Raw genomic sequence first — 20,231 nt, forward strand, 5'->3', positions numbered from 1 at the left:
CCGCCGGTGCCCGAGGTCACGCTGGCGATGCTCAGGGTGTCGCCGTCAACATCGCTGTCATTGCCAAGCAGATCCGCCGCCGCATAGGTGATCGCCGTATCCTCTGCCGTCGCGGTCAGCACGTCACCTGTCACCACCGGCGCATCGTTGAGGCCGTTGAGTGTGATGGTGACTGTGGCGGTGTCCGTGCCGTTGAGCGTATAGGTAAAGCTGTCCGTGCCCTGCGGAGTGGCACCGCCAGGCCCGCTCAACGCCTCGAATGCACCGTTCGGATCATAGGAGAACGTGCCGTCGTCATTGACAAGCAAAAGAGCACCAGACGCGAGGGTCACCTGCGTTCCGACATCTCCTGTCTCGCCGTTGACCGCGGTGATTGCAAGATTGCCGTCTGCACTACTGTCAGCCGTCGTCGTGTTCGCATCGAAAAGGTTGAGACCCACGCCAATTTCCGTTGCCTCGTCGGTCGAGAACGCGTCGTCAATGGCATCGGGCAGTGTGAATTCAACAGCACCGGCTTCCAGCCCGCTCCCGAGCAGCCGCACTCCCCCGTCTGCGGTGATTGGCAGCGTCTCGGCTCGATCCCCGTCGCCATCGGCGTCCGCCGTATCAAGCGGCAGATACGCGACATCGCCAGCGTTGATCAGCACCGAGCCGATCTGTGGCGCAAGGGTTTGAACCGGACCGCCATTGTCGGCCAGTGCCCCAAGACCGAGATCGGCAACATTGGTCAGGTTGCCCGCACCATTGGTAATACTCGGAGCGTCCTTGAAAACGTTGTTATAGGCAGAGGCCAGAGAGCCGAGAACAGTCCCATCAACCGCCGAATTGTAGATATTGACTGTACTGCTGGCGAACACCGCCGCATCACCCTGCAGGGTGCTGTTCGTGATCGTCAACTGACCAGCGATGGCCCCGACACCGTTCATGCCAATTCCGCCGGTTTCGGTGTTGCCGGTCACTGTGACATTAAACAGGGTTCCGACACCAGCGGAGCCCGAAACCTCAAGGGCGGTGACGTATTGCGATGCGTTGCCGGTGAAGGTCGAATTGACGACGTTGGCAGTGCCGTAAATCGTCATGCCACCCGCCGCGAGTAATGATGCCGAGTCGCGGACCGTGGAGTTCACCAAGGTCATGTTTGTGTCTGCGCCGGAAAATATGGCGCCGCCGCGGTCTTCAGCCGTGAAGCCATTGGTGATGTCGAGGCTTCGCAATTCCGCGCTGTTACCCGCCCCGGAGATCGTAAAGACCCGGCTGGCATCGTTACCGCTGATCGTGATATCGGCGGCCAGATCCCCGTCAATGTCCCCGGTGATCGTAACGCCGTCGGCGTCAGTCAACTCGAGGACGCCTTGCGTCAAGACAAGCGTTCCGCCCGCAAGCGACGCGTCGAATGTGACGGTGTTTTCTCCCGCCAGACTGTCGGCAAAGGCGATTGCTTCGCGCAGCGAGATCACACCGTCGAACCCGTCAACGACATCGTCGAGTGTGGTAACAACCAACTCAGACAGATCCGGTGCAAGTTCAAACGCACCAAGATCGCGCGCGCTGCCATTGGTGTTCACAAAATTCGCATCGTCGAAAGCTTCAATACCGCGTGCGTCCGTTGTCGGCGCACCCGCAGTCGCCTGGTCAATTGCGGGGTTGGTCGGATCATCCAGAAGAGCGACAGTTTCAAGACCGCCGCCATTGTCCGCGAGCAGACCGCCGCCCGTGACAGGGTCAACCGCAGCAAAGATCTCAGCAGGTGAAAAGCCGCTGACGATAGAGTTGACGGTGTTGGTGGTGGCTCCGACCTCGGTGTTAATGTCACCGCCGGTGTTGCCGATCACGATCGAGTCCGTGAGCGTTAGAGTCCCGTCATAATTGTGGATCCCGCCTCCGGTCGTGGCCGAATTTCCAGTAATCGTGACATTCGTCAGCGTTGAGGGGCCATAGCTGTACATCCCTCCGCCCGCAGCATTGCTTGTATTGCCACTGATCGTGACATTGGTAAGCGTTGCCTCGCCGATGCTCGTTAGTCCACCTGCGGAAAAGCTGGTGCTGTTGGAAACGTTATTGGAAATTGTGGCATTTGATAGAATGACGGTTCCAAAGCTGAAAATACCGCCGCCATATTCCGCGAAATTGTCACTGACCGTCCCGTTCCGAAAGTCGAACGTGCCGTTCGACACATAAACGGCTCCCCCGGCGTTGTCTGGACCACTGGTGCCCGGCGGGTTCCCGTTCACCAGGTCAAGGCCGTTGATGATGGCCGTGCTATCATCCTGCCAGAAAATGCGGCTCTGGTCATTCCCATCGAGCGTCACATCCGCTGTGCCATCTCCATCAACATCCCCGTCGATTGTCACATCCGATGTCAGAACCAGATGCGTTCCAGCGAGCGTGATCGTTCCGCCGGTCTCAAACGCGTCCCCCGTTTCGGATGCAAAAACAATAGTATCTGCCCCCGGATTTGCCCCTTCGTCATTGGCAAGAGCCAACGCTTCCCGCAGGGATAGCCCGGTGCCACCGGGTGTACCGACGCTCGCACCGACGTCATTCTCGTCATCAAGAGTCGTGACTGTAAAGGTGGCCATAGGTAATTCTCTTTCTTAATTCCGGGCAACGCACGCGCGAGCGCGTGCCGGGTATTGCGATTGGGATGTGAAGCAAAAAGCAGAACTCGAGAGACTGTCACTAAATTAAAGAGACAAAGTCTCCACTGGATCTGATTTCAGAAAGCTGCCACGCGGTTGCGCAGTCACATTTGCTTGACCGGTATGAAGGGTGGCAAAGCCGAGTGCAAAAGGATGCCCATATCTCGATCCAAACCAGAGTCCCGCTAAATCTACATAATTGAAATGGATGCGCAATACTATCTAAAGTGAGTATCCTGAGTATTCGTATTGGATATAAACCGATCAGAAACTGATGCGCATATATCCATATGCGTGTGCCTTTCTGAGCGGGATCAAGGCGCTCGCCAAAGCCCTACACTCAGGTTGAGCGGAATACCCACCCGCAGGAAATCCTTGAATTTATAGCCGCCGGGGCCGTAGACAAGCGTATTGGTCTGATAGCCGATGGGCGTGGCAAAACTGGCGCTCGCCGCGACCATCACCGCCACCACGAGGGGGCGCGCGTCGATCCCCATGGCATCCGCCAGCCCGATGGCAATTGGCGTGACCACCACCGCCACGGCATTGTTGCTGATGAGTTCCGTCAGAAACGAAGTCATGAGATAGATCGCCCAGACCACAAAGAACCCCGGCAGCACCGACAACGTGGGCGCAATCCCCCCAACTAGCAATTCCACCGCACCCGAGGCTTGCAAGGCTGCGCCAATCGCCAACATGGCAAAGATCAGCACCAATAATTGACCATCGATAAAGGAGAACGCCTTGTCGGCATCAATGCAGTGCGCCAAGAGCACGAGCGCCAGCAGCACCGCCACACCGGCAATCGCCACCACGACTGCAAGTGTCAGAAGCGCCTGACCACTCTGGGACATACCGAGAAACTCAACGACGTGAACGCGCCCTCGCATGGCCCTGCGCCAGTCTCCCCGATCCGGCGGCAGGCAGCAAGTATCCTGCGCCCAGTTTCGCCCGATCAGGGGCCCGCCTGTTCCAACCGCCCGCCTTGACGCACCATTTCGATCCGCGTGGCGTGCCCGGTGGCATCATCGGTTTCGATATAGACGCCCGACACCGTGACGGCCCCCAATGCGGGGGTAAAGCGCTCTTTGGTCATGCCGGTGACAAAGCGGCGCATCGGTTCGGCCTTGTCCATGCCGATCACGCTCAGGTAATCGCCGCACATGCCCGCATCACCCTGAAACGCGGTGCCGCCGGGCAGGATCTGCGCATCCGCCGTGGGAATATGGGTGTGTGTGCCCACCACAAGGCTCGCGCGCCCATCGCAGAAATGGCCCATCGCCATTTTCTCGGATGTCGCCTCGCAATGCATGTCGACAATCGCGGCCTGCACGGCACCGCCCAAAGGGTGCATGCGCAGGATCGGATCAATCGCCGAAAACGGATCGTCATAGGCCCGGCGCATAAAGACATTACCCAACACCTGCGCCACCAGCACCTTGCGCCCGCGCCCGTCGGTGAAAACGCGGTGTCCCCGCCCCGGTGCTGCCTTGGCATAGTTGAGCGGGCGGATGATCCCGCCTTCACGCTCTGCCGCCTGCATCATGTCCTTTTGGTCAAACGCATGATCGCCCAGCGTCACGCAATCCGCGCCCGCCGTGAAAATATCCTTGGCATGCGCCGCCGTCAGCCCCATGCCGCCTGAGGCATTCTCGCCATTGACGACCACGAAATCGAGTTTCCACGCTGCGCGCAGCTTGGGCAGTCGATCCGCCACCGCTGCACGCCCTGCGCGCCCCATTACATCACCGAGAAACAGTATTTTCATGGAAATCGGTGTTAGGCCGCTGCCACGCCAAGGGCAAGAGCCAATGCGCGGCCTCAACTGCCGCGATAGGTCGCATACCCAAAGGGCGAGAGCAACAGCGGCACATGGTAATGCGACGCCTCGGTCATCGTAAATCGGATCGGAACGAGATCGAGAAAGAACGGCCCTTCACCGCCCAACGCCCGCAGGTAATCGCCGACATGAAACAAGAGCTCATAGGTGCCAGGCGCAAATTCCGCTTCGGGCAGAATAGGCGCATCGGTGCGCCCATCCGCATTGGTGCGCATGTCACACAGCGGGTCTGGCGCGTCACCCCTGATCCGGCTGAGGCGGATCAGCAGATCCGGTGCCGGACAGCCCCGCGCGGTATCAAGAACATGAGTGGTCAGATATCCGGGCATGATCGGGCCCTCCCCGCGTGACATGAATGACGTTTTCTGTATCTCCTAGCGGAACAGGCCCAAGATCAACCCCTGAAATACCACAAGGTTTCGACCAAGGAGGCACTGATGCCCGACCGCTACCCCCGCGACATGCGCGGCCACGGCTCCAATCCCCCCAATCCGCATTGGCCGGGTGGCGCGCACCTCGCACTGCAATTCGTGATCAATTACGAAGAGGGCGGCGAGAATTGCCTTCTGCACGGCGATGCCGCCTCGGAGGCGTTTCTGAGCGAGATCGTGGGTGCCGCCCCCTGGCCCGGACAGCGCCACTGGAACATGGAATCGATCTATGACTATGGCGCGCGCGCCGGATTCTGGCGGCTGCATCGTCTGTTTTCCGACTACAGCCTGCCCGCCACCGTTTTTGGCGTGGCCTCTGCCCTTGCCCGCAGTCCCGAACAGGTGGCCGCCATGCAGGATGCGGGATGGGAGATCGCCAGCCACGGGCTGAAATGGATCGACTATCGCGACTATAGCCCCGAGGACGAGCGCGCCCATATGCAGGAGGCCATCCGCCTGCATACCGAGGTCACGGGCCATGCGCCCGAGGGCTGGTATACCGGGCGCTGCTCGATCAACACCGTCGATCTGGCAACCGCCCAAGGCTGCTTTGCCTATATCGCCGATTCCTACGCTGACGATCTGCCCTATTGGCACCATGCCCACGGGCGGGATCAGGTGATCGTGCCCTATACGCTCGATTGCAATGACATGCGCTTTGCCACGCCGCAGGGGTTCAACGCAGGCGATCAGTTCTTTGCCTATCTCCGTGATAGCTTTGACGCACTCTTGGCCGAAGGGCGCGCCGGTGCCCCCAAGATGCTCTCCATCGGACTGCATTGCCGCCTTGTCGGACGTCCGGGGCGGATCATGGCGTTGCGGCGGTTCTTTGACCACATTGTCAAACAACCTGACGTCTGGATCACCCGGCGTGTCGATATCGCCCGGCACTGGGCCGCCGTGCATCCGCCCGCGTCTCAGGAACGCCCCTCGCAAATGGATCGTGCGGATTTTGTCGCCCGCTTTGGCGGCGTGTTTGAACATTCCCCATGGGTGGCCGAGCGCGCGCATGCGCTGGAGCTTGGCTCCGCCCATGACAGCGCCGTGGGCCTCCACAACGCCCTCTGCCGCGCGTTTCGCCGTGCGACCGAGGCGGAGAGGCTCAGCGTGCTGCGCGCCCATCCCGACCTTGCGGGCAAGTTGGCACAGGCGCGACGGCTGACCGCCGCCTCGACCAATGAGCAGGCAAGCGCGGGGCTCGATGCGCTGACCGATACCGAGCGCGCCACCTTTGAGCGCCTCAATACCACCTATACCGCGCGGCACGGATTTCCCTTCATCATCGCAGTGCGCGACCATGACAAAGCCGGGATCATGGCGGCATTTACCCGCCGCCTCGAGCAGGACAGCGCCATAGAACAGGCCGAGGCCTGCCGACAGGTCGAACGCATCGCGCTCTGGCGGCTGCGGGACATGCTGCCATGACGCGGATCACGGCGGAGCCACTGACAGAGGCGGGTTTCGCACCCTTTGGCGACGTTCTGGAGGTGCGCGGCCCCCCGGACCGGCTTATCAACCAAGGGCTCTGCGGGCGCTTTCACGACCGCGCACGGCTCGATTTCGGCGATGGGCGCGCAGGCCTCAGCCTCTTTGACGCGGCCCCCCGCCACCTGCCCTACACGCTCGAGATGATGGAGCGTCACCCGCAGGGCAGTCAGGCATTCATCCCGATGACCCTGACAGCCTTTCTGGTGATCGTCGCACCGGATGCGGGCGGTGTGCCCGGCACGCCACGCGCCTTTCTCACCACACCCGGACAGGCGATTAACCTTCATCGCGGCACTTGGCACGGGGTTCTGACGCCGCTCTCTGCCCCCGGTCTCTTTGCCGTTCTGGACCAGATCGGACCGGGCGCAAATCTCGAAGAACACTGGTTCGACACGCCCTATACCGTGACTGCGTGATCAGCCGCCGCAGATCTCCTGCAGACGCAACCAATCGGAATCGCTGAGCAGAGGCGGCGGTGGAGCGGTGCCGGCAAAAGGATCCGCCTCGATCAATTCGACTGTGGACTCCCCTGTGATATCAACCGCATAGGCATAGGGCCGTGCGCGCACCTGCCAGTGGGCGAACCCCGCCAGCATCGCCTCTGCGGCGACCGGCTCGGGCGGCTCGGTCATCAACCTCTCGGCATGCGCGCGCAACAGATCATCGGGCAACACACCCGTCGCCAAAAGCCGCAGCGACGCCGACAGCCCGCCCTCCTCTAGGATCTCTGAAAGTGGATCATGCGCCTCGGCGCGCAAATGAGCGGCGATGATGTGGCCCGCGACCACATCCGGCTCGGTATGGTCCTCTACCAGATTGGCATTGATCAAGACCACGCCTCCCGGCACCCGCAACGCCCCCTCGATGCCGCCGCGCACCATCAAGAACCGCGCCTCACCGCGTCGGGGCGGCAACCGCCGCGCCAGTTGCGCCAAGGCGGCCTCCCCGCCCGGACCATCGCAGACCGGGCCCGTCACCCGTTGCAGATGCCCCAGCAGCGCCTGACCGATTTCAACCCGCTTGACCATCGGCACCACGCCCAACGCATGGTCCCGCGCCGCACCGGGCAACCAGAACAGCACGAGCGCCGCCACCGCCGCAAGGCTCGTCAGCACGCCGACAAACCGCAACCGTCCCGGCCGTGGCCGCTGACGCTCCACGACGCCGCGCAGCTTTTCGATGGCCGCGATCATCTCGTCTTCATTCTCGGCCAGTTCCAGCGTCTCACCGGGATCGCCATCGGGATGATAAATCGCAGGCCGATGCCCCGGATTGGCGCGCGCCACCGCCGCAATCGACCAATGCGCCTGCACCCGGTCGCGCATATCGGTGATGGTCAGCGTCGCCTCTCCGACCGACACGACCACATCGACCCGCTGCGCTGCCGGCTCTGCCCGCCACAGGCCCGCCGCCTCAAGCCGCTGATATTTGGTCAGTGCCGTCTTTTTCATGGTCCGGGGGCTGCCTGCCTCTATTTTCGGCACGCTAGCACGTCGGGGCCAAGGCGGGCAATCGCAAGAGTGCGGCGTCAATACTCCTGATTGAGCGCGTCAGCCGCCGGAATTTCCCGTTCTCTCCGGGCGATATACTCCAACAGCGCCTCATTCACACCGGGATCAAGCCGGGGCTCCACATAGCCATCCAACATCCGCCGCGCATGGATCAGGGCCCGCTCTGTCGTGTCCTTGGACCCATCCGCCACCCATTGCTCGATCGAGTTGTTGTCAAAGAGATCCGGCATGAAGAACGCCGTCTGGAAATTCTCCTGCGTATGCGGATGGCCCAGATAGTGCCCCCCCGGCCCGACATCGGGGATTGCTGCCAGCGCCTCGTCGAAGTCGCCCCATTGCGGCCCCTCGGCCATGCGATACGCCATGGCGCATTGTTCGGCATCAACCACAAACTTCGCCACCGAACAATGCATCCCCGCCTCGTTCCAGCCGGCCGAATGCCAGATGTAATTGGCTCCGGCATGGATCACCGCCGAGAGGGTCGTGGCCGATTCATAGCCCGCCTGCGCGTCCAGCGTCTTGGCCCCGCCCAAGGTGTTCGACGTGCGCCACGGCACGCCGTAGAACCGCGCCATCTGACCGATCATGAAATTCATCAGGCTGATCTCTGGCGTCCCCGCCATCGGCGCGCCGGATTTCATCGACACCGTGGACAGGTAATGCCCATAGATCGCCGGACAGCCCCGGCGGATGATCTGCGTATAGGCCAGCGCACTCAGAGCCTCGGCATTGAGCTGTGCCACGGTGGCGGGCACACTCGCAGGGGTATTGGCCCCGCCAAGGACAAAGGGCGAGCAGAGCACCGGCTGATTGCGGCGGCAAAACGCCCGCATGGCCCCCAGCATGGTCTCATCCCACACGAGCGGCGAATTGCCATTGCAATTGCCGGTCGTCACCGGGTTCCGCTCCATGAACTCCGCCCCAAAGAGGATGGCGCACATCTCCATCACATCTTCGGCGTTCTTGGGGCTGGTGGTCATGCCCATAAAGGTCTTGTCCGAGTATTTCATCGACGAATAGGTGATGCGCAAATGCCGCTGGCTGATCGGGTGATCATAGGGCTCCACGATATGATGCGCGCTCGAATGCAGCGCGGGCATCATGTGGCTCAGCTTGTGAAACATCGCCAGATCCGCCAGCATCGGGTTGCGCCGCACATCGTCAAGATCACGCAAGTAGGGCGCCCCCGTCATCGGCACAAAGATCGAATGCGGCCCCCCAAGGCGCACGTTCTTGCCCGGATCCCGCGCATGATAGGTGAAATCCGACGGGATCGTGGCGATCAGGTCACGGATCAGACCACGGTCGGGATAGACCATCTCGCCCACCACCTTGGCCCCAACCCTGCGCCAATCCTCCAGCGCGATAGGGTCGCGGAACTGCACGCCGACGTTCTCGAGAATATTCATCGAGGCGGCGTCGATCCGCTCGACCTGCGACCCGCTCATCACCTCGCAGAGCGGGATCTGCCGGGTCAGGCCGGGCAGCATCTCGACCTTGGGGGCGCTGCGAATGGCGCGCCGGGCACTGCGTCCACCAATGCGCATGCGGGGGGCTGTCTCTAGGGTCATCTGCGATCTCCTTTGAGAGAGATCGTCGGTCATTCACAGCCGCGCGGCCTGTAGGTTTGCGAAACCCTTTTGCAGAAAGCGACATAAACCTTATATCGCAGTAGAGAGCTTGACCCCCGGCGCGTGATAGAGATGCAAAAAGCCTATCGGCTGCGCCTGAGTCCAACTTTGGCGAGTCACCAACAGGGTCGCCGCCCCAACCGGCATCTGCAACGCGTCCGCAACGGCTACGGGTGCGCCAACGGCCTCGATCTCGATCGTGGCCCGCGTCAGGGGCGCATTTTGCAACAGCCATTCATCGACCGGGGTCCGTTCCAGAATCTCCGCCTCCAGCCCCGGCACCGCCGCAGGCACAAGCCAGCGATGCTCCAACTGATGCGGCACGCCATCGGCACGGTAGAGCGCTGCTATGAAAACGAGCGCAGCCTGTGCGCCCACTCCCAAACGCGCACGGATCAGGCGCGGCGGTCGTTCGCTCCGACACGCCAACAACTGATAGCCAGACACCTTGCCAGATTTGTTTATCGCATCGGCGATGATCGGCACGTCCAGCGGGGCCTTGCGCACCGGATTGGCCGATACCGTCGTTCCCCCCTTGCGGCGCCGCTCCAGAAATCCCGCCGTCGCCAGATCGCGCAGCGCCCGCCCCACGGTGGAACGGGTGCAGCCATACTGCGTCGCAAGTTCCACTTCGCGCGGAATGCTGTCGCCGGGTTTCCAGACGCCCGTCTGAATCCGCGCCAAGAGATCGCGCCGAATATCCGTCCATTCCAGCCTGTGGATAGGCCCAGTCACAACAGCGCCTGCAATTGCTGTTGGACAGCGCGGAACCGTGCGACAATCGCGTCGCGTTTGACATGCGCCCCCTCTCGCACAACGTGCCGCCCCGCCGCCCAAACCTCGCGGATGGCGCGGTGATCCCCGGCAAAAATCAGCGTATCAAGGGACATATCGCCCATGCGTCCCGCCAGGTCGGGATGCTGTCCATCGAGCGCCACCAGATCCGCCCAAAGCCCCGGCGCAATCGCACCGCTTGCGCGCCCTGCCGCCTGCGCGCCCCCGGCCACGGCCCCCTCCCAGAGGACACGACCCGTCGAACGTGCGGGCGTGGCCAGAACCGCGCGCCCACGGTCGCGCAGACGCTGCGAATACTCAAACCCGCGCAATTCCTCGACCAGCGAAATGCGGATATTGGAATCGCTTCCCACACCAAATCGTCCGCCCTGCGCCAGATACCGCGCCCCATCGAAAATCCCATCGCCCAGACTCGCCTCGGTGATCGGGCAGAGGCCCGCGATGGCCCCGGTTTGCGCCAAACGCGTCGTTTCCTCGGGTGTCATCTGCGTGCAATGGATCAGGCACCACCGCTCGGAGACCGGCGCGTTGTCCAAAAGCCACGTCACCGGGCGTGCGCCCAGCGCCGCCTCGACCTCGACCACCTCTTCATCCTGCTCGGCCAGATGCATGTGGATCACCCGGTCGCCCGCCAATTCCGCGCAAAACGCCAGATCCTCGGGCTGCACCGCGCGCAAGGAATGGGGTGCAACGCCAATACCGCAGTCGGCGCTCAGGCCCGCCACCGCCTTGGCCGAGGCGTCAAAGAGCGCGGCGAACCGGTCCGGATCATTGCCGAACCGCCGCTGCCCGGGTGCCAATGCGCGCCGGTCAAGCCCGCCATAGCGATAGAGCACCGGCAAGAGCGTAAGACCGATTCCGGTCTCTTCCGCCGCCGCACAATGCCCCTGCGCCATTTCCGCCAGATCGTCATAGGGCGTGCCATCCGGCTGGTGATGCAGGTAATGAAACTCTGCAATGGCGGCATACCCGGCCTCGAGCATTTCCATCTGCACCATGGCGGCAATCGCGCGCGCATGCTCGGGTGTCAGATGCTCCAGAAACCGGAACATCAGCCGCCGCCACGTCCAGAACGTGTCACGCGGATCAGGCCCGCGCGCCTCTGTCATCCCCGCCATGGCGCGTTGAAACGCATGCGAATGCAAGTTGACCGGCGCAGGCAAGAGCGTATCCACCTGCTGCCCCTGCGGCGCGGCATCGGGTGTCACAGAGGCAATCCGTCCCTCCGCATCCAGCCTGAGACATGCGTCCTTTGCCCATCCGTCGGGCAAGAGCGCCTGCCGCGCCCAAATGATCCGCTCCATCGCTATCTTCGCCTTGACTCTGTTAATATGCTTAATCATATTTTTGGCACGGGCCGCTCAAAAAGGAAAGAACCAAGTGCAGGAAATCGCCACAGGCACAGCAGAGACCACCGTTGTCTCGGTCCATTCGGGCGACAGCCCGCTCGTGCTGGCGATTCCGCATGCGGGCACCTACCTGCCCCCAGAGATTTCAGCGCGGCTCAACGACATCGGGCGCGGCCTCAGCGATACGGATTGGCATATCGACCGGCTCTACGCCGACCTCGTGCCGGGGGCGAGCGTGGTCTCGGCGCGCTTTCATCGCTATGTCATCGACGCCAATCGCGACCCCTCGGGTGCCAGCCTCTATCCCGGTCAGAACACTACAACGCTGGTGCCGCTCACAGATTTCGACGGCACGCCCCTCTGGGCCACGCCCCCGACCGAGGCCGACACCGCCCAACGCCTCGCGCAGTTTCACGCGCCCTATCACGCCGCCCTCAGCGCCGAGATTGCACGCATCCATGCAAAATATGAATTTGTCTTTATCTATGATTGCCACTCGATAAGATCGGAAATTCCCTTTCTTTTCGACGGGAGATTGCCGGATTTCAACATTGGCACCAATAAAGGGACAACCTGCGCCCCGGCCCTCGCCGCTCTGGCACAGCGCCACTGCACCGCCGCCACCGACTACACGACCATCACCAACGGACGGTTCCGCGGCGGCTGGACCACGCGGCACTATGGCCGCCCCGAGGCTGGATTTCACGCCATCCAGATGGAACTGGCCCAATCCACTTATATGCACGAAGCGCCCCCGTGGGATTACGACCCGGACCGCGCCACGCGGCTGCGCGCCGTGCTGGGACCGATGCTGCGCGACATCGCAGCCCTCGATCCCACCGATACGACCCTTACGATCGATTAACCAACAAGGAGTGATCCGAATGAAACTCACCAAATCCCTCTGCGCCCTCGCGCTGTCGGCTGTGGCCCTCGCGGCCCCGGCCACGGCACAGGACCGCGTCTTTGTCGGCATCGCCACCGGCGGCACTGGCGGCACCTATTATCCGCTGGGCGGCATGCTGGCACAGCTGATCTCGAACACCGCCGAACTCGAAGGTCGTCGCATCTCGGCCACCGCCGAAACCGGCAATGCCTCGGTCGCCAACGCAGGCCTCTTGGCCAAATCCGAGATCGAGACCGCTTTTGTCGCCGCCGACATCCTCGACGCCGCCTACAAGGGCACCAACCAATTCGAGGGCAATGGCGCCGACAATCTGCGCGCCCTCGGCTCGCTCTATCCCGAAACCGTGCAGCTTGTGGCCCGCAAAGAGGCCAACATCGCCAGCTTTGCCGATCTGGCGGGCAAATCCGTGTCCTCCGGCTCGCCCGGCTCTGGCCAGTGGCAGCTTTTGGGCGATCTGCTCGCCGCGCATGACATGACGCGCGAGTCGGTGTCCGAGGATTTCTCGTCCTTTGCCCAGTCGGCGGACAAGATCAAGGACGGCAATCTCGACGCCTCGCTGATCACCGCAGGCACGCCCACCTCGTCGATCACCGAACTGGCCAACGGCCATGACATCACCATCGTGCCGCTGACCGGACCGTCGATTGCCAAACTGCAAGAGGTTCAGCCCTATTACGCCAGCGCGATCCTGCCCGCCGGCTCGTATCGCGGCATTGACGCGGATGTCGAAACCCTCGCGGTGCGCGCAATCTGGGCCACCCATGCCGATCTCGACGAGGATATCGCCTATGCGATGGTCAAGGCGCTCTATGAGAACACCGAGACACTGGCGCAGGTGCATGTGATGGGTGGGCAAATCTCGCTGGAAACGGCGCTTGAATCGGTCTCGATCCCGCTGCATCCGGGTGCAGAGCGTTACTACCGCGAACAAGGCCTGATCAAGTGACACCGACCGGCTGGCGCGGACTGACCGCGCTGGCCGCGGTACTCTTATGTGCGGGGGGCTCGCAAGCCCCCCGCACCTGTTCCAACGGTATGCTCGCGGTGGTCGGGTTGCGCGATGGCCAAACCCGGATCGACCTTCCCGCGCAGGCCTTTACCCTCAAATGGCGGCATTCCGTCAGCCTGACCCCGGTCGAGGCGGATTACATCATAACTCCGGATGGCCAGATCCTGCAGACCGAGGAACGCTTTGTCGCGCATGGCCCCGGCATGGCCTATGACGGCGAAGGCTGGGTTCAGCGGGACGGGGCCATGGTCCTCCCACTGCACCGCCCCGTGCCCCGGCTGATCCTGCGCACCGCGCCCGAACACGAAAACCGCCTGATCGTGGGCGACCAAACGATTGACCTGACCCGGTGGCCCGCCACCCCGCTCGAAATCCTTTCGCCCGACTGCAAGGAAGACTGACCATGACACACCCCGCACCCGACACCGGCCTCTCCAAAGCAGAGATGGAGGCGCTGGTTCGCAAATACGACAACGAGACCAATTTTCGCAATCTCGGCGGGATCACCGGACAGGTGGCGGCGCTCGCCTGCATCGTGCTCAGCCTGTTCCATATCTACACCTCGGGCTTTGGCCTTCTGAACGAGGTGATGCACCGCTCGGTGCACATGAGCTTTATCATGCCGCTGGTGTTCCTGCTCTTCCCGCGCATGCGCCCCGAGCGACCGCTGCGCGCCTGGGGCTTCGGGCTGGCCTTCGCGGCGTTCTACGTCTTTCTCGGGCTGCAACTCGCCAATGCGCTGTCAGACCAGATTCCGGGCGCCGCCCGCTGGGGCCTGATCGGTCTCAGCCTCTTGCTTGGCCTCACAGCCCTGCCCATCGACGGGCTGGGCGGACATGGCGACCGGCCTTCCATCGTGGACTGGCCGCTCGCCATCATCGGCTGCGCCTCCTCGCTTTATCTCATCGTCTTCTTCGACACGATCTTCATTCAGAATGTCGGATTTCCACAGCCGCTCGATTACATCCTCGGGCTGTTCGCCATTATCATCGTGCTCGAGGCGGCGCGCCGCACCATGGGTGAGGTGCTGCCAGTCATCGGCACGCTGGCGCTCCTCTACGCGGTGTTTGGCCCCTATCTGCCGGGCGATCTCGCGCATCGTGGCTACAACATCATCCGACTGGTCAACCACCTCTATCTCGGCACCGAAGGCATCTACGGCATCGCCATCGGCGTGGTCGCGACCTTTGTCTTTCACTTCGTGCTCTTCGGCGTTCTGGCGCAGAAATCGGGGCTGGGGCAGCTCTTCATCGACCTCGCTTCGATCGTCGCCGGGCGCTATTCCGGCGGACCGGCCAAGGTGGCGGTGGTGTCCTCCGGCTTTTTCGGCATGATCTCCGGCTCGCCCATCGCCAACACCGTGACCACCGGGGCCTTCACCATCCCGATGATGAAATCCAAGGGCTTTTCACCACAATTCGCCGCCGCGACCGAGGCCTCGGCCAGTTGCGGCGGACAGGTGACTCCGCCGATCATGGGGGCTGCGGCCTTCGTGATGACGGAAATGCTGGGCGTGCCCTATAACGAACTGATCTTGATCGCGATTATTCCGGCCTGTTTCCACTACCTCTCGACCCTCTTCATGGTGCATCTCGAGGCCAAGCGCCTCAATCTCGAAGGGATTGAGCCGGACAAACTGCCGCAATTTCTCGATGTGCTGGTGCGATCCTGGCACCTTTTCATCCCGCTGGTGACGATGGTCACGCTCCTGTTGATGAAATTCACCCCCTTCCTCGCGGCCTTCTGGGGCATCATCCTGACCATCGGCTGCTCCTTCATCCCACTGATCCTGCAAACCGTGGGCTTGGGCAAACGCATGGATGCCAGCAGCGCACTGACCCCGCGCAAGCTCAAGGACTCGCTCGAAAGCGGTGCCCAGCAGTCCATCGCCATCACGGCAGCCTGCGCCTGCGTCGGCTTCATTCTGGGCGTGACGACCCTCACCGGCATGGGTTTCAAATTCTCGGGCGCTGTGCTCGATGCGGCGGCATGGATGGGCACGGCCGTGGCGCTGCTCGATCCGATAGGCTTCCTGTCCGAGAGCGGTACAACCCTGTTTTTCGCCCTGATCTTTGTGGCGATTGCCTGTATCATCATGGGCGCGGGGATCCCCACCACACCCACCTATATCATCCTCGCGGCGATCGCAGCGCCAGCGCTTCAGGAATTGGGCGTTCCGCTTCTGGCCACGCATTTCTTTGTCTTTTACTACGGCGTTCTGGCCGACATCACGCCACCTGTGGCGCTCGCGGCCTATGCGGGGGCGGGTATCGCCGGGTCGGACCCGATGCGAACCGGCATGACCGCCTTTCGCCTCTCGATGGGCAAGGCGCTGGTGCCAATGATGTTCATCTATGCGCCCTCGCTGCTGTTCATCGACTTCACATGGTGGGATTTCTCCCTGGCGCTGTCGTCTGGCGTGCTCTCCATCATCGCACTCTCCGTGGCCTATATCGGGTTCTTCAAAACCAGCATCGCCCGCTGGCAGAAATGGGTGCTGAGCATTGCCGGGCTGATGCTGGTGGCGCATGACGTGACCGTGATCGCCATTGGCTCGACGATCGTTCTGGGCATCCTCTGGAGCAATGCACAAAAGGCGCGACTGCTGGCCACCGCCTGACGCGCCCCCCTAAGACCGATCCGCAGCCCGGCCTTGCCTTGGCGGATCGGTTTGCATAGCCTCATCGCAGGCATCCCACGCGAATGCCGGATCAAAAGCAGGGCACTCGCAGAATTGCGCCCTGCCAACACAGGGAGATAGTCATGCAACACCTTGCCAGAGGGGCGCGCAGCCTCTTCGTCGGGGCTGCTCTCGTGGTCGGATTGGCCACGGGCAGCGTCGCGCAGGATCTCAAGTTCTTTACCATCGGCACCGGCGGCACCGCCTATACCTACTACCCGGTGGGCGGTGTCATCGCCAATGCCATCTCCAAACCACCCGGATCTCGCCCCTGCGAAGAAGGCGGAAGCTGCGGCGTCGAGGGCCTCATTGCCTCCGCCGTATCATCGCGCGGATCGGTGGACAACGTTAACGCGATCATGTCGGGCCTGCGCAATTCCGGCTTTGCCCAGTCGGACGTGGCCTATTGGGCCTATACCGGCACCGGCACGATGCAGGGCCAGCCCCCCGCCGAGAAACTGCGCACCATCGCGGCTCTCTTTGACGAGCATATCCACCTCGTCGCCCTCGCCGACAGCGGCATCGAAAGTGTCAAGGATCTTGCGGGCAAACGTGTCTCGCTCGATGAACCGGGATCAGGCACCTATGTCGATGCCGGTCTTATTCTCGAGGCCAATGGCCTCTCGGTCGATGACGTGACCGCCGAGGCGCTCAAGGGCGATGCCGCCTCCGAGGCCCTGCGCAACGGCAAGGTCGACGCCTTCTTTGTCGTCGCGGGCTATCCGGCAGGCTCTCTGGTGGAACTGGCCTCGGCCGCCGACATCAAGCTCGTGCCCATCGCAGGCGACGGCGCGGCGGAGTTGACCGAAAAATACAACTTCTTCTCGCAAAGTTCGATCCCCGAAGGCACCTATGAAGGGGTTGCCGCCACCGAGACAGTTTCGGTGGGTGCGCAATGGTTCACCTCTGCCGATGAGGACGCCGATCTGGTCTATGAAATCACCAAGGCGCTCTGGAACGACAACTCGCGAAATCTGCTCGACGTGGGCCATGCCAAGGGCGCCGCGATCACCCTCGACTCTGCCTTGAGCGGTGTGGCCGTGCCGTTGCACGAAGGGGCCGAGCGGTTTTACAAGGAAGCCGGGCAGATCAAGTGATGCCCCGATGACGGACACGCGACCCGGCCACCCATCGCGGTGGCCGGATCACTTCTGACGTTCGAGAACCCGGAGCCACACGCATGGTCCCCCCTGCCCAGACCCCGCCCGATCCCGAACTCTCTGCCGAAGAGCTGCACGAGATCGAGCGCAAATACGATCCCGAACTGGCCTTTCGCCCGACCGGGCGGGGCATCGCCATTGTGGTCTCGGTCTGCCTTGTCGCGATGTCGGCCTATCATTTCTACGCCTCGGGTTTTGGCCTCGTGCGCGAATTGCTGCACCGGGGGATACACATCTCCTTCGTGCTGGGCCTTGTGTTCCTGCTCTTTTCCTGGCGCCGCAGCACCAGCACCGCCCTGCCCCCGCCAGCGTGGCATAGGATTTCCGGCGTGCCAATCCTCGACCTTGTCCTTGCCATTCTGGCAGTGGTGGCGGCGATGTATCTGCCGCTCCTGCCGCCCGCAGCGGTCTCGGTGCGGGTCGGCAACCCCTCTGACCTCGACGTGCTGATGGGCTCTGCGCTCTTTCTGCTGACGCTCGAGGCGACGCGCCGCTCTGTGGGGACGACCCTGCCGATCATCGCCTTGGTATTCGTGGGTTTTGCCCTTTTCGGCCCCTACGCTCCCGGCGCGCTGAAACATGGCGGAGCCAGTTGGGACGGGCTGATCAACCACCTCTACATGACCAATCAGGGCATCTATGGCATCGCCATCGGCGTCATGGCGCAATATGTGTTCCTCTTCATCCTCTTTGGCGTGCTGGCCACCCGCATCGGTTTGGGCCAGCTTTTCATCGACCTCGCCATGGTCATCGCGGGCCGCTACGCGGGCGGCCCGGCCAAGGTGGCAATCTTTTCCTCGGCCTTCATGGGCACCATCTCAGGCTCCTCCATCGCCAATACCGTCACCACCGGCGCGCTCACGATTCCCGCGATGAAGCGCGTGGGCTACCCTGCGCATTTCGCCGGCGCGGTCGAGGCCACCTCTTCGACGGGTGGCCAGATCACCCCGCCGATCCTTGGCGCTGCGGCCTTCATCATGGTGGAATATCTGGAAATCCCGCTGCGCGACATTCTCGCGGCGGCGCTCTTTCCTGCCCTCCTGCATTACTTCGGCATCTTCATCATGGTGCATCTTGAGGCGCGCAAGCTGGGCCTGCGCGGATTGCGCGCCGATGAACTGCCCAAGGCGGGGCTGGTGCTGCGTCAGAACTGGCTGTCCCTCATTCCGCTCTTCATCCTCGTCTACCTCATCCTCAGCGGCAAGACGCCCGATTTCGCAGCCGTGTACGGCATCATCGCCTGCGTCGTCGTGGGCTTTCTCAACCCGGTCAACCGCCTGACGCTGCGCGACCTCTGGAACGCTTTGGCAGATGGCGCGCGCAATACGCTGGCGGTGGGGGCCGCCGCCGCCACCGTGGGCGTCGTGGTCGGCGTCGTCACCCTGACCGGCGTCGGCTTTCGCCTTGGCTATGTCGTTGTGCAGACCGCCACAGACATGGGCGGCATGCTCAGTGAAATCTGGCTGCTCAACACGTTCACCGTGCAGCAATGGGCGCTTTTTGTCTCGCTGATCCTGATTGCCATTTCCTGCATCATCATGGGCGCGGGCATCCCCACAACCGCGACCTATATCATCCTCGTCGCCGTCGCAGCGCCCGCCCTTGCCCAATTGCAGGTCGAACCGATCGTCGCGCATTTCTTTGTCTTCTACTACGGCGTTCTGGCCGACATCACGCCACCTGTGGCACTCGCAGCCTATGCGGCGGCGGGCATCGCCGGGGCCAACCCGTTCCGCACCGGCAACACCGCCTTTCGCCTCGGCATCGCCAAGGCGCTGGTGCCCTTCGTCTTTGTCTATTCCCCGGCCCTCCTGCTGGTGACGGACGGTTTCACATGGTCCGCCTTTAGCATCACCCTTCTGGGCGCGATGCTGGGGATTGGCGGGCTGGGCGCGGCCTTTTCCGGCTATCTGCTGGCCCCGATGCGCGGATGGGAGCGGTGGGCGGTGGGGCTGACCTCGCTCCTCTTCATCGCGCCGGGCCTGATCACCATGGCGATCGGCCTCTTGCTCTGGTCGCCCATCCTCGTCTTGCAATGGCGCAAGGCACGCCTTGGCGCGGCCCTGCCTCGATGAAGACCCCACAGAACCCCTATGATGTCGTCGGCTTTCACGCCGAGGCGATTGCCACCGGGCGGCACCGCGACGTGGTGGGCGGACGATGGGATGAAACCGGGCGGGTACAGATGACCCTGCTGCGCGACGCGGGGCTCTTGCCGCATCATCACTTGCTGGACATCGGCGCGGGATCATTGCGCCTTGGGTGCAAGGCCGTGCCCTATCTCGATCCGGGGCATTACTGGGCCACCGATGCGTCGCGCGCCCTGATGATCGCGGGCCATGCCGCAGAACTGACCGACCCCGCGCGCCTCAACCCCGACCACCTGATCGAGGACGCCCGCTTTGACTATCCCGGCGTGCCGGGGTGCATCACCCACGCCATCGCCTTCGCGGTCTTTCCGCATCTGCCCATGGCGCATCTGCGCCGCGCGCTCACCAACCTGCGCCGCTTTGAGCGGCTCGAGGGGTTGTTCTTCACCGTCTTCCTCGCCCCCGACGCCGCACAGGCCGCCACCGCCTATCGCCAGCCCGACGGTGTGGTTACCCACGACATCCGCCCGCCCTATCATCTCTTGGCCGAGGATGTGGACCATATGGCCCATATGACCGGCTGGCAGGCCACGCGCAGCCCGCTGCGCCTGCCGCGCGGTCAGGTGCTCTACACCGCCCAGCCGATCCGCTGACCCGCCACACGCGCATTTTCTTGCGGCATAATAATTCTGCATCTGCTA

General features: G+C 62.7%; 16 protein-coding genes and 1 pseudogene. 9 read left to right on the top strand and 8 right to left on the bottom strand.

Going from position 1 to position 20,231, the window contains the following annotated elements; translation table 11 throughout:
* The 4 genes and pseudogenes from ACSSVY_RS17620 to uraH form a co-directional block, all read right to left on the bottom strand.
* Positions 1–2,579: beta strand repeat-containing protein (locus tag ACSSVY_RS17620; RefSeq protein WP_454270944.1), on the bottom strand; the 2,579-nt coding region annotated here is incomplete at its 3' end.
* A gap of 324 nt (positions 2,580–2,903) precedes the next feature.
* Positions 2,904–3,457: pseudogene (locus tag ACSSVY_RS17625) on the bottom strand (SLC13 family permease); the annotation flags it as partial.
* A gap of 137 nt (positions 3,458–3,594) precedes the next feature.
* Positions 3,595–4,407 carry a TIGR00282 family metallophosphoesterase gene (locus tag ACSSVY_RS17630; protein WP_454270945.1) on the bottom strand — a complete coding sequence of 271 codons (813 nt, stop codon included), beginning with the start codon at positions 4,405–4,407 and terminating at the stop codon, positions 3,595–3,597.
* Positions 4,408–4,460: 53 nt separating this feature from the next.
* Positions 4,461–4,808 (bottom strand): hydroxyisourate hydrolase, encoded by a 348-nt coding sequence (gene uraH / locus ACSSVY_RS17635; protein ID WP_454270947.1) that lies wholly within the window; start codon positions 4,806–4,808, stop codon positions 4,461–4,463.
* A gap of 108 nt (positions 4,809–4,916) precedes the next feature.
* On the opposite strand from uraH, the gene puuE reads away from it, so the two are divergent.
* Both puuE and ACSSVY_RS17645 read left to right on the top strand, forming a co-directional pair.
* Positions 4,917–6,335, top strand: a complete 1,419-nt coding sequence (puuE, locus tag ACSSVY_RS17640) for an allantoinase PuuE (protein ID WP_454270948.1) — start codon at positions 4,917–4,919, stop codon at positions 6,333–6,335.
* Positions 6,332–6,814 carry an ureidoglycolate lyase gene (locus tag ACSSVY_RS17645; RefSeq protein WP_454270949.1) on the top strand — a complete coding sequence of 161 codons (483 nt, stop codon included), beginning with the start codon at positions 6,332–6,334 and terminating at the stop codon, positions 6,812–6,814. Before puuE ends, ACSSVY_RS17645 begins: the two co-directional genes overlap by 4 nt.
* On the opposite strand, the gene ACSSVY_RS17650 is transcribed toward ACSSVY_RS17645, so the two are convergent.
* The 4 genes from ACSSVY_RS17650 to ACSSVY_RS17665 form a co-directional block, all read right to left on the bottom strand.
* Entirely contained in the window at positions 6,815–7,849 is a 1,035-nt protein-coding gene (locus ACSSVY_RS17650) for a hypothetical protein (RefSeq protein WP_454270950.1), read from the bottom strand. It abuts the gene before it with no gap.
* A 77-nt stretch (positions 7,850–7,926) separates the two neighbouring features.
* The gene (locus tag ACSSVY_RS17655; protein ID WP_454270951.1) at positions 7,927–9,480 is read right to left on the bottom strand and encodes a trimethylamine methyltransferase family protein; all 1,554 of its coding nucleotides are present in this window, start codon (positions 9,478–9,480) and stop codon (positions 7,927–7,929) included.
* A 90-nt stretch (positions 9,481–9,570) separates the two neighbouring features.
* Complete coding sequence (locus ACSSVY_RS17660; RefSeq protein WP_454270953.1) at positions 9,571–10,275, bottom strand: GntR family transcriptional regulator; 705 nt, start codon at positions 10,273–10,275, stop codon at positions 9,571–9,573.
* On the bottom strand, positions 10,272–11,639 hold the full coding sequence (locus ACSSVY_RS17665) for a formimidoylglutamate deiminase (protein WP_454270954.1): 1,368 nt from the start codon (positions 11,637–11,639) through the stop codon (positions 10,272–10,274). The genes ACSSVY_RS17660 and ACSSVY_RS17665 overlap by 4 nt, the downstream gene beginning before the upstream one ends.
* 76 nt (positions 11,640–11,715) lie before the next feature.
* Here ACSSVY_RS17665 and hutG point away from each other — a divergent pair, with 76 nt between their 5' ends.
* From hutG to ACSSVY_RS17700, 7 genes are all read left to right on the top strand, one after another.
* On the top strand, positions 11,716–12,549 hold the full coding sequence (hutG, locus tag ACSSVY_RS17670; RefSeq protein WP_454270955.1) for an N-formylglutamate deformylase: 834 nt from the start codon (positions 11,716–11,718) through the stop codon (positions 12,547–12,549).
* Positions 12,550–12,568: 19 nt separating this feature from the next.
* Complete coding sequence (locus tag ACSSVY_RS17675; RefSeq protein WP_454270957.1) at positions 12,569–13,537, top strand: TAXI family TRAP transporter solute-binding subunit; 969 nt, start codon at positions 12,569–12,571, stop codon at positions 13,535–13,537.
* Positions 13,534–14,001 (top strand): DUF1850 domain-containing protein, encoded by a 468-nt coding sequence (locus tag ACSSVY_RS17680; RefSeq protein ID WP_454270958.1) that lies wholly within the window; start codon positions 13,534–13,536, stop codon positions 13,999–14,001. Before ACSSVY_RS17675 ends, ACSSVY_RS17680 begins: the two co-directional genes overlap by 4 nt.
* A gap of 2 nt (positions 14,002–14,003) precedes the next feature.
* Positions 14,004–16,220 carry a TRAP transporter permease gene (locus ACSSVY_RS17685; RefSeq protein WP_454270960.1) on the top strand — a complete coding sequence of 739 codons (2,217 nt, stop codon included), beginning with the start codon at positions 14,004–14,006 and terminating at the stop codon, positions 16,218–16,220.
* 143 nt (positions 16,221–16,363) lie between these two features.
* The gene (locus ACSSVY_RS17690) at positions 16,364–17,377 is read left to right on the top strand and encodes a TAXI family TRAP transporter solute-binding subunit (RefSeq protein WP_454270962.1); all 1,014 of its coding nucleotides are present in this window, start codon (positions 16,364–16,366) and stop codon (positions 17,375–17,377) included.
* Between the two features lie 83 nt (positions 17,378–17,460).
* Positions 17,461–19,515 carry a TRAP transporter permease gene (locus ACSSVY_RS17695; protein WP_454270963.1) on the top strand — a complete coding sequence of 685 codons (2,055 nt, stop codon included), beginning with the start codon at positions 17,461–17,463 and terminating at the stop codon, positions 19,513–19,515.
* Positions 19,512–20,183 carry a class I SAM-dependent methyltransferase gene (locus tag ACSSVY_RS17700; protein ID WP_454270964.1) on the top strand — a complete coding sequence of 224 codons (672 nt, stop codon included), beginning with the start codon at positions 19,512–19,514 and terminating at the stop codon, positions 20,181–20,183. The genes ACSSVY_RS17695 and ACSSVY_RS17700 overlap by 4 nt, the downstream gene beginning before the upstream one ends.
* Positions 20,184–20,231: the final 48 nt, after the last annotated feature.

The organism is Roseovarius sp. MBR-51, from assembly GCF_053628575.1.

Coding starts and splice junctions, on each gene's coding strand:
- ACSSVY_RS17630 (WP_454270945.1), bottom strand. CDS start 4,407: ATGAAAATACTGTTTCTCGGTGATGTAATGGGGCGCGCAGGGCGTGCA.
- uraH (WP_454270947.1), bottom strand. CDS start 4,808: ATGCCCGGATATCTGACCACTCATGTTCTTGATACCGCGCGGGGCTGT.
- puuE (WP_454270948.1), top strand. CDS start 4,917: ATGCCCGACCGCTACCCCCGCGACATGCGCGGCCACGGCTCCAATCCC.
- ACSSVY_RS17645 (WP_454270949.1), top strand. CDS start 6,332: ATGACGCGGATCACGGCGGAGCCACTGACAGAGGCGGGTTTCGCACCC.
- ACSSVY_RS17650 (WP_454270950.1), bottom strand. CDS start 7,849: ATGAAAAAGACGGCACTGACCAAATATCAGCGGCTTGAGGCGGCGGGC.
- ACSSVY_RS17655 (WP_454270951.1), bottom strand. CDS start 9,480: ATGACCCTAGAGACAGCCCCCCGCATGCGCATTGGTGGACGCAGTGCC.
- ACSSVY_RS17665 (WP_454270954.1), bottom strand. CDS start 11,639: ATGGAGCGGATCATTTGGGCGCGGCAGGCGCTCTTGCCCGACGGATGG.
- ACSSVY_RS17675 (WP_454270957.1), top strand. CDS start 12,569: ATGAAACTCACCAAATCCCTCTGCGCCCTCGCGCTGTCGGCTGTGGCC.
- ACSSVY_RS17685 (WP_454270960.1), top strand. CDS start 14,004: ATGACACACCCCGCACCCGACACCGGCCTCTCCAAAGCAGAGATGGAG.
- ACSSVY_RS17690 (WP_454270962.1), top strand. CDS start 16,364: ATGCAACACCTTGCCAGAGGGGCGCGCAGCCTCTTCGTCGGGGCTGCT.
- ACSSVY_RS17695 (WP_454270963.1), top strand. CDS start 17,461: ATGGTCCCCCCTGCCCAGACCCCGCCCGATCCCGAACTCTCTGCCGAA.
- ACSSVY_RS17700 (WP_454270964.1), top strand. CDS start 19,512: ATGAAGACCCCACAGAACCCCTATGATGTCGTCGGCTTTCACGCCGAG.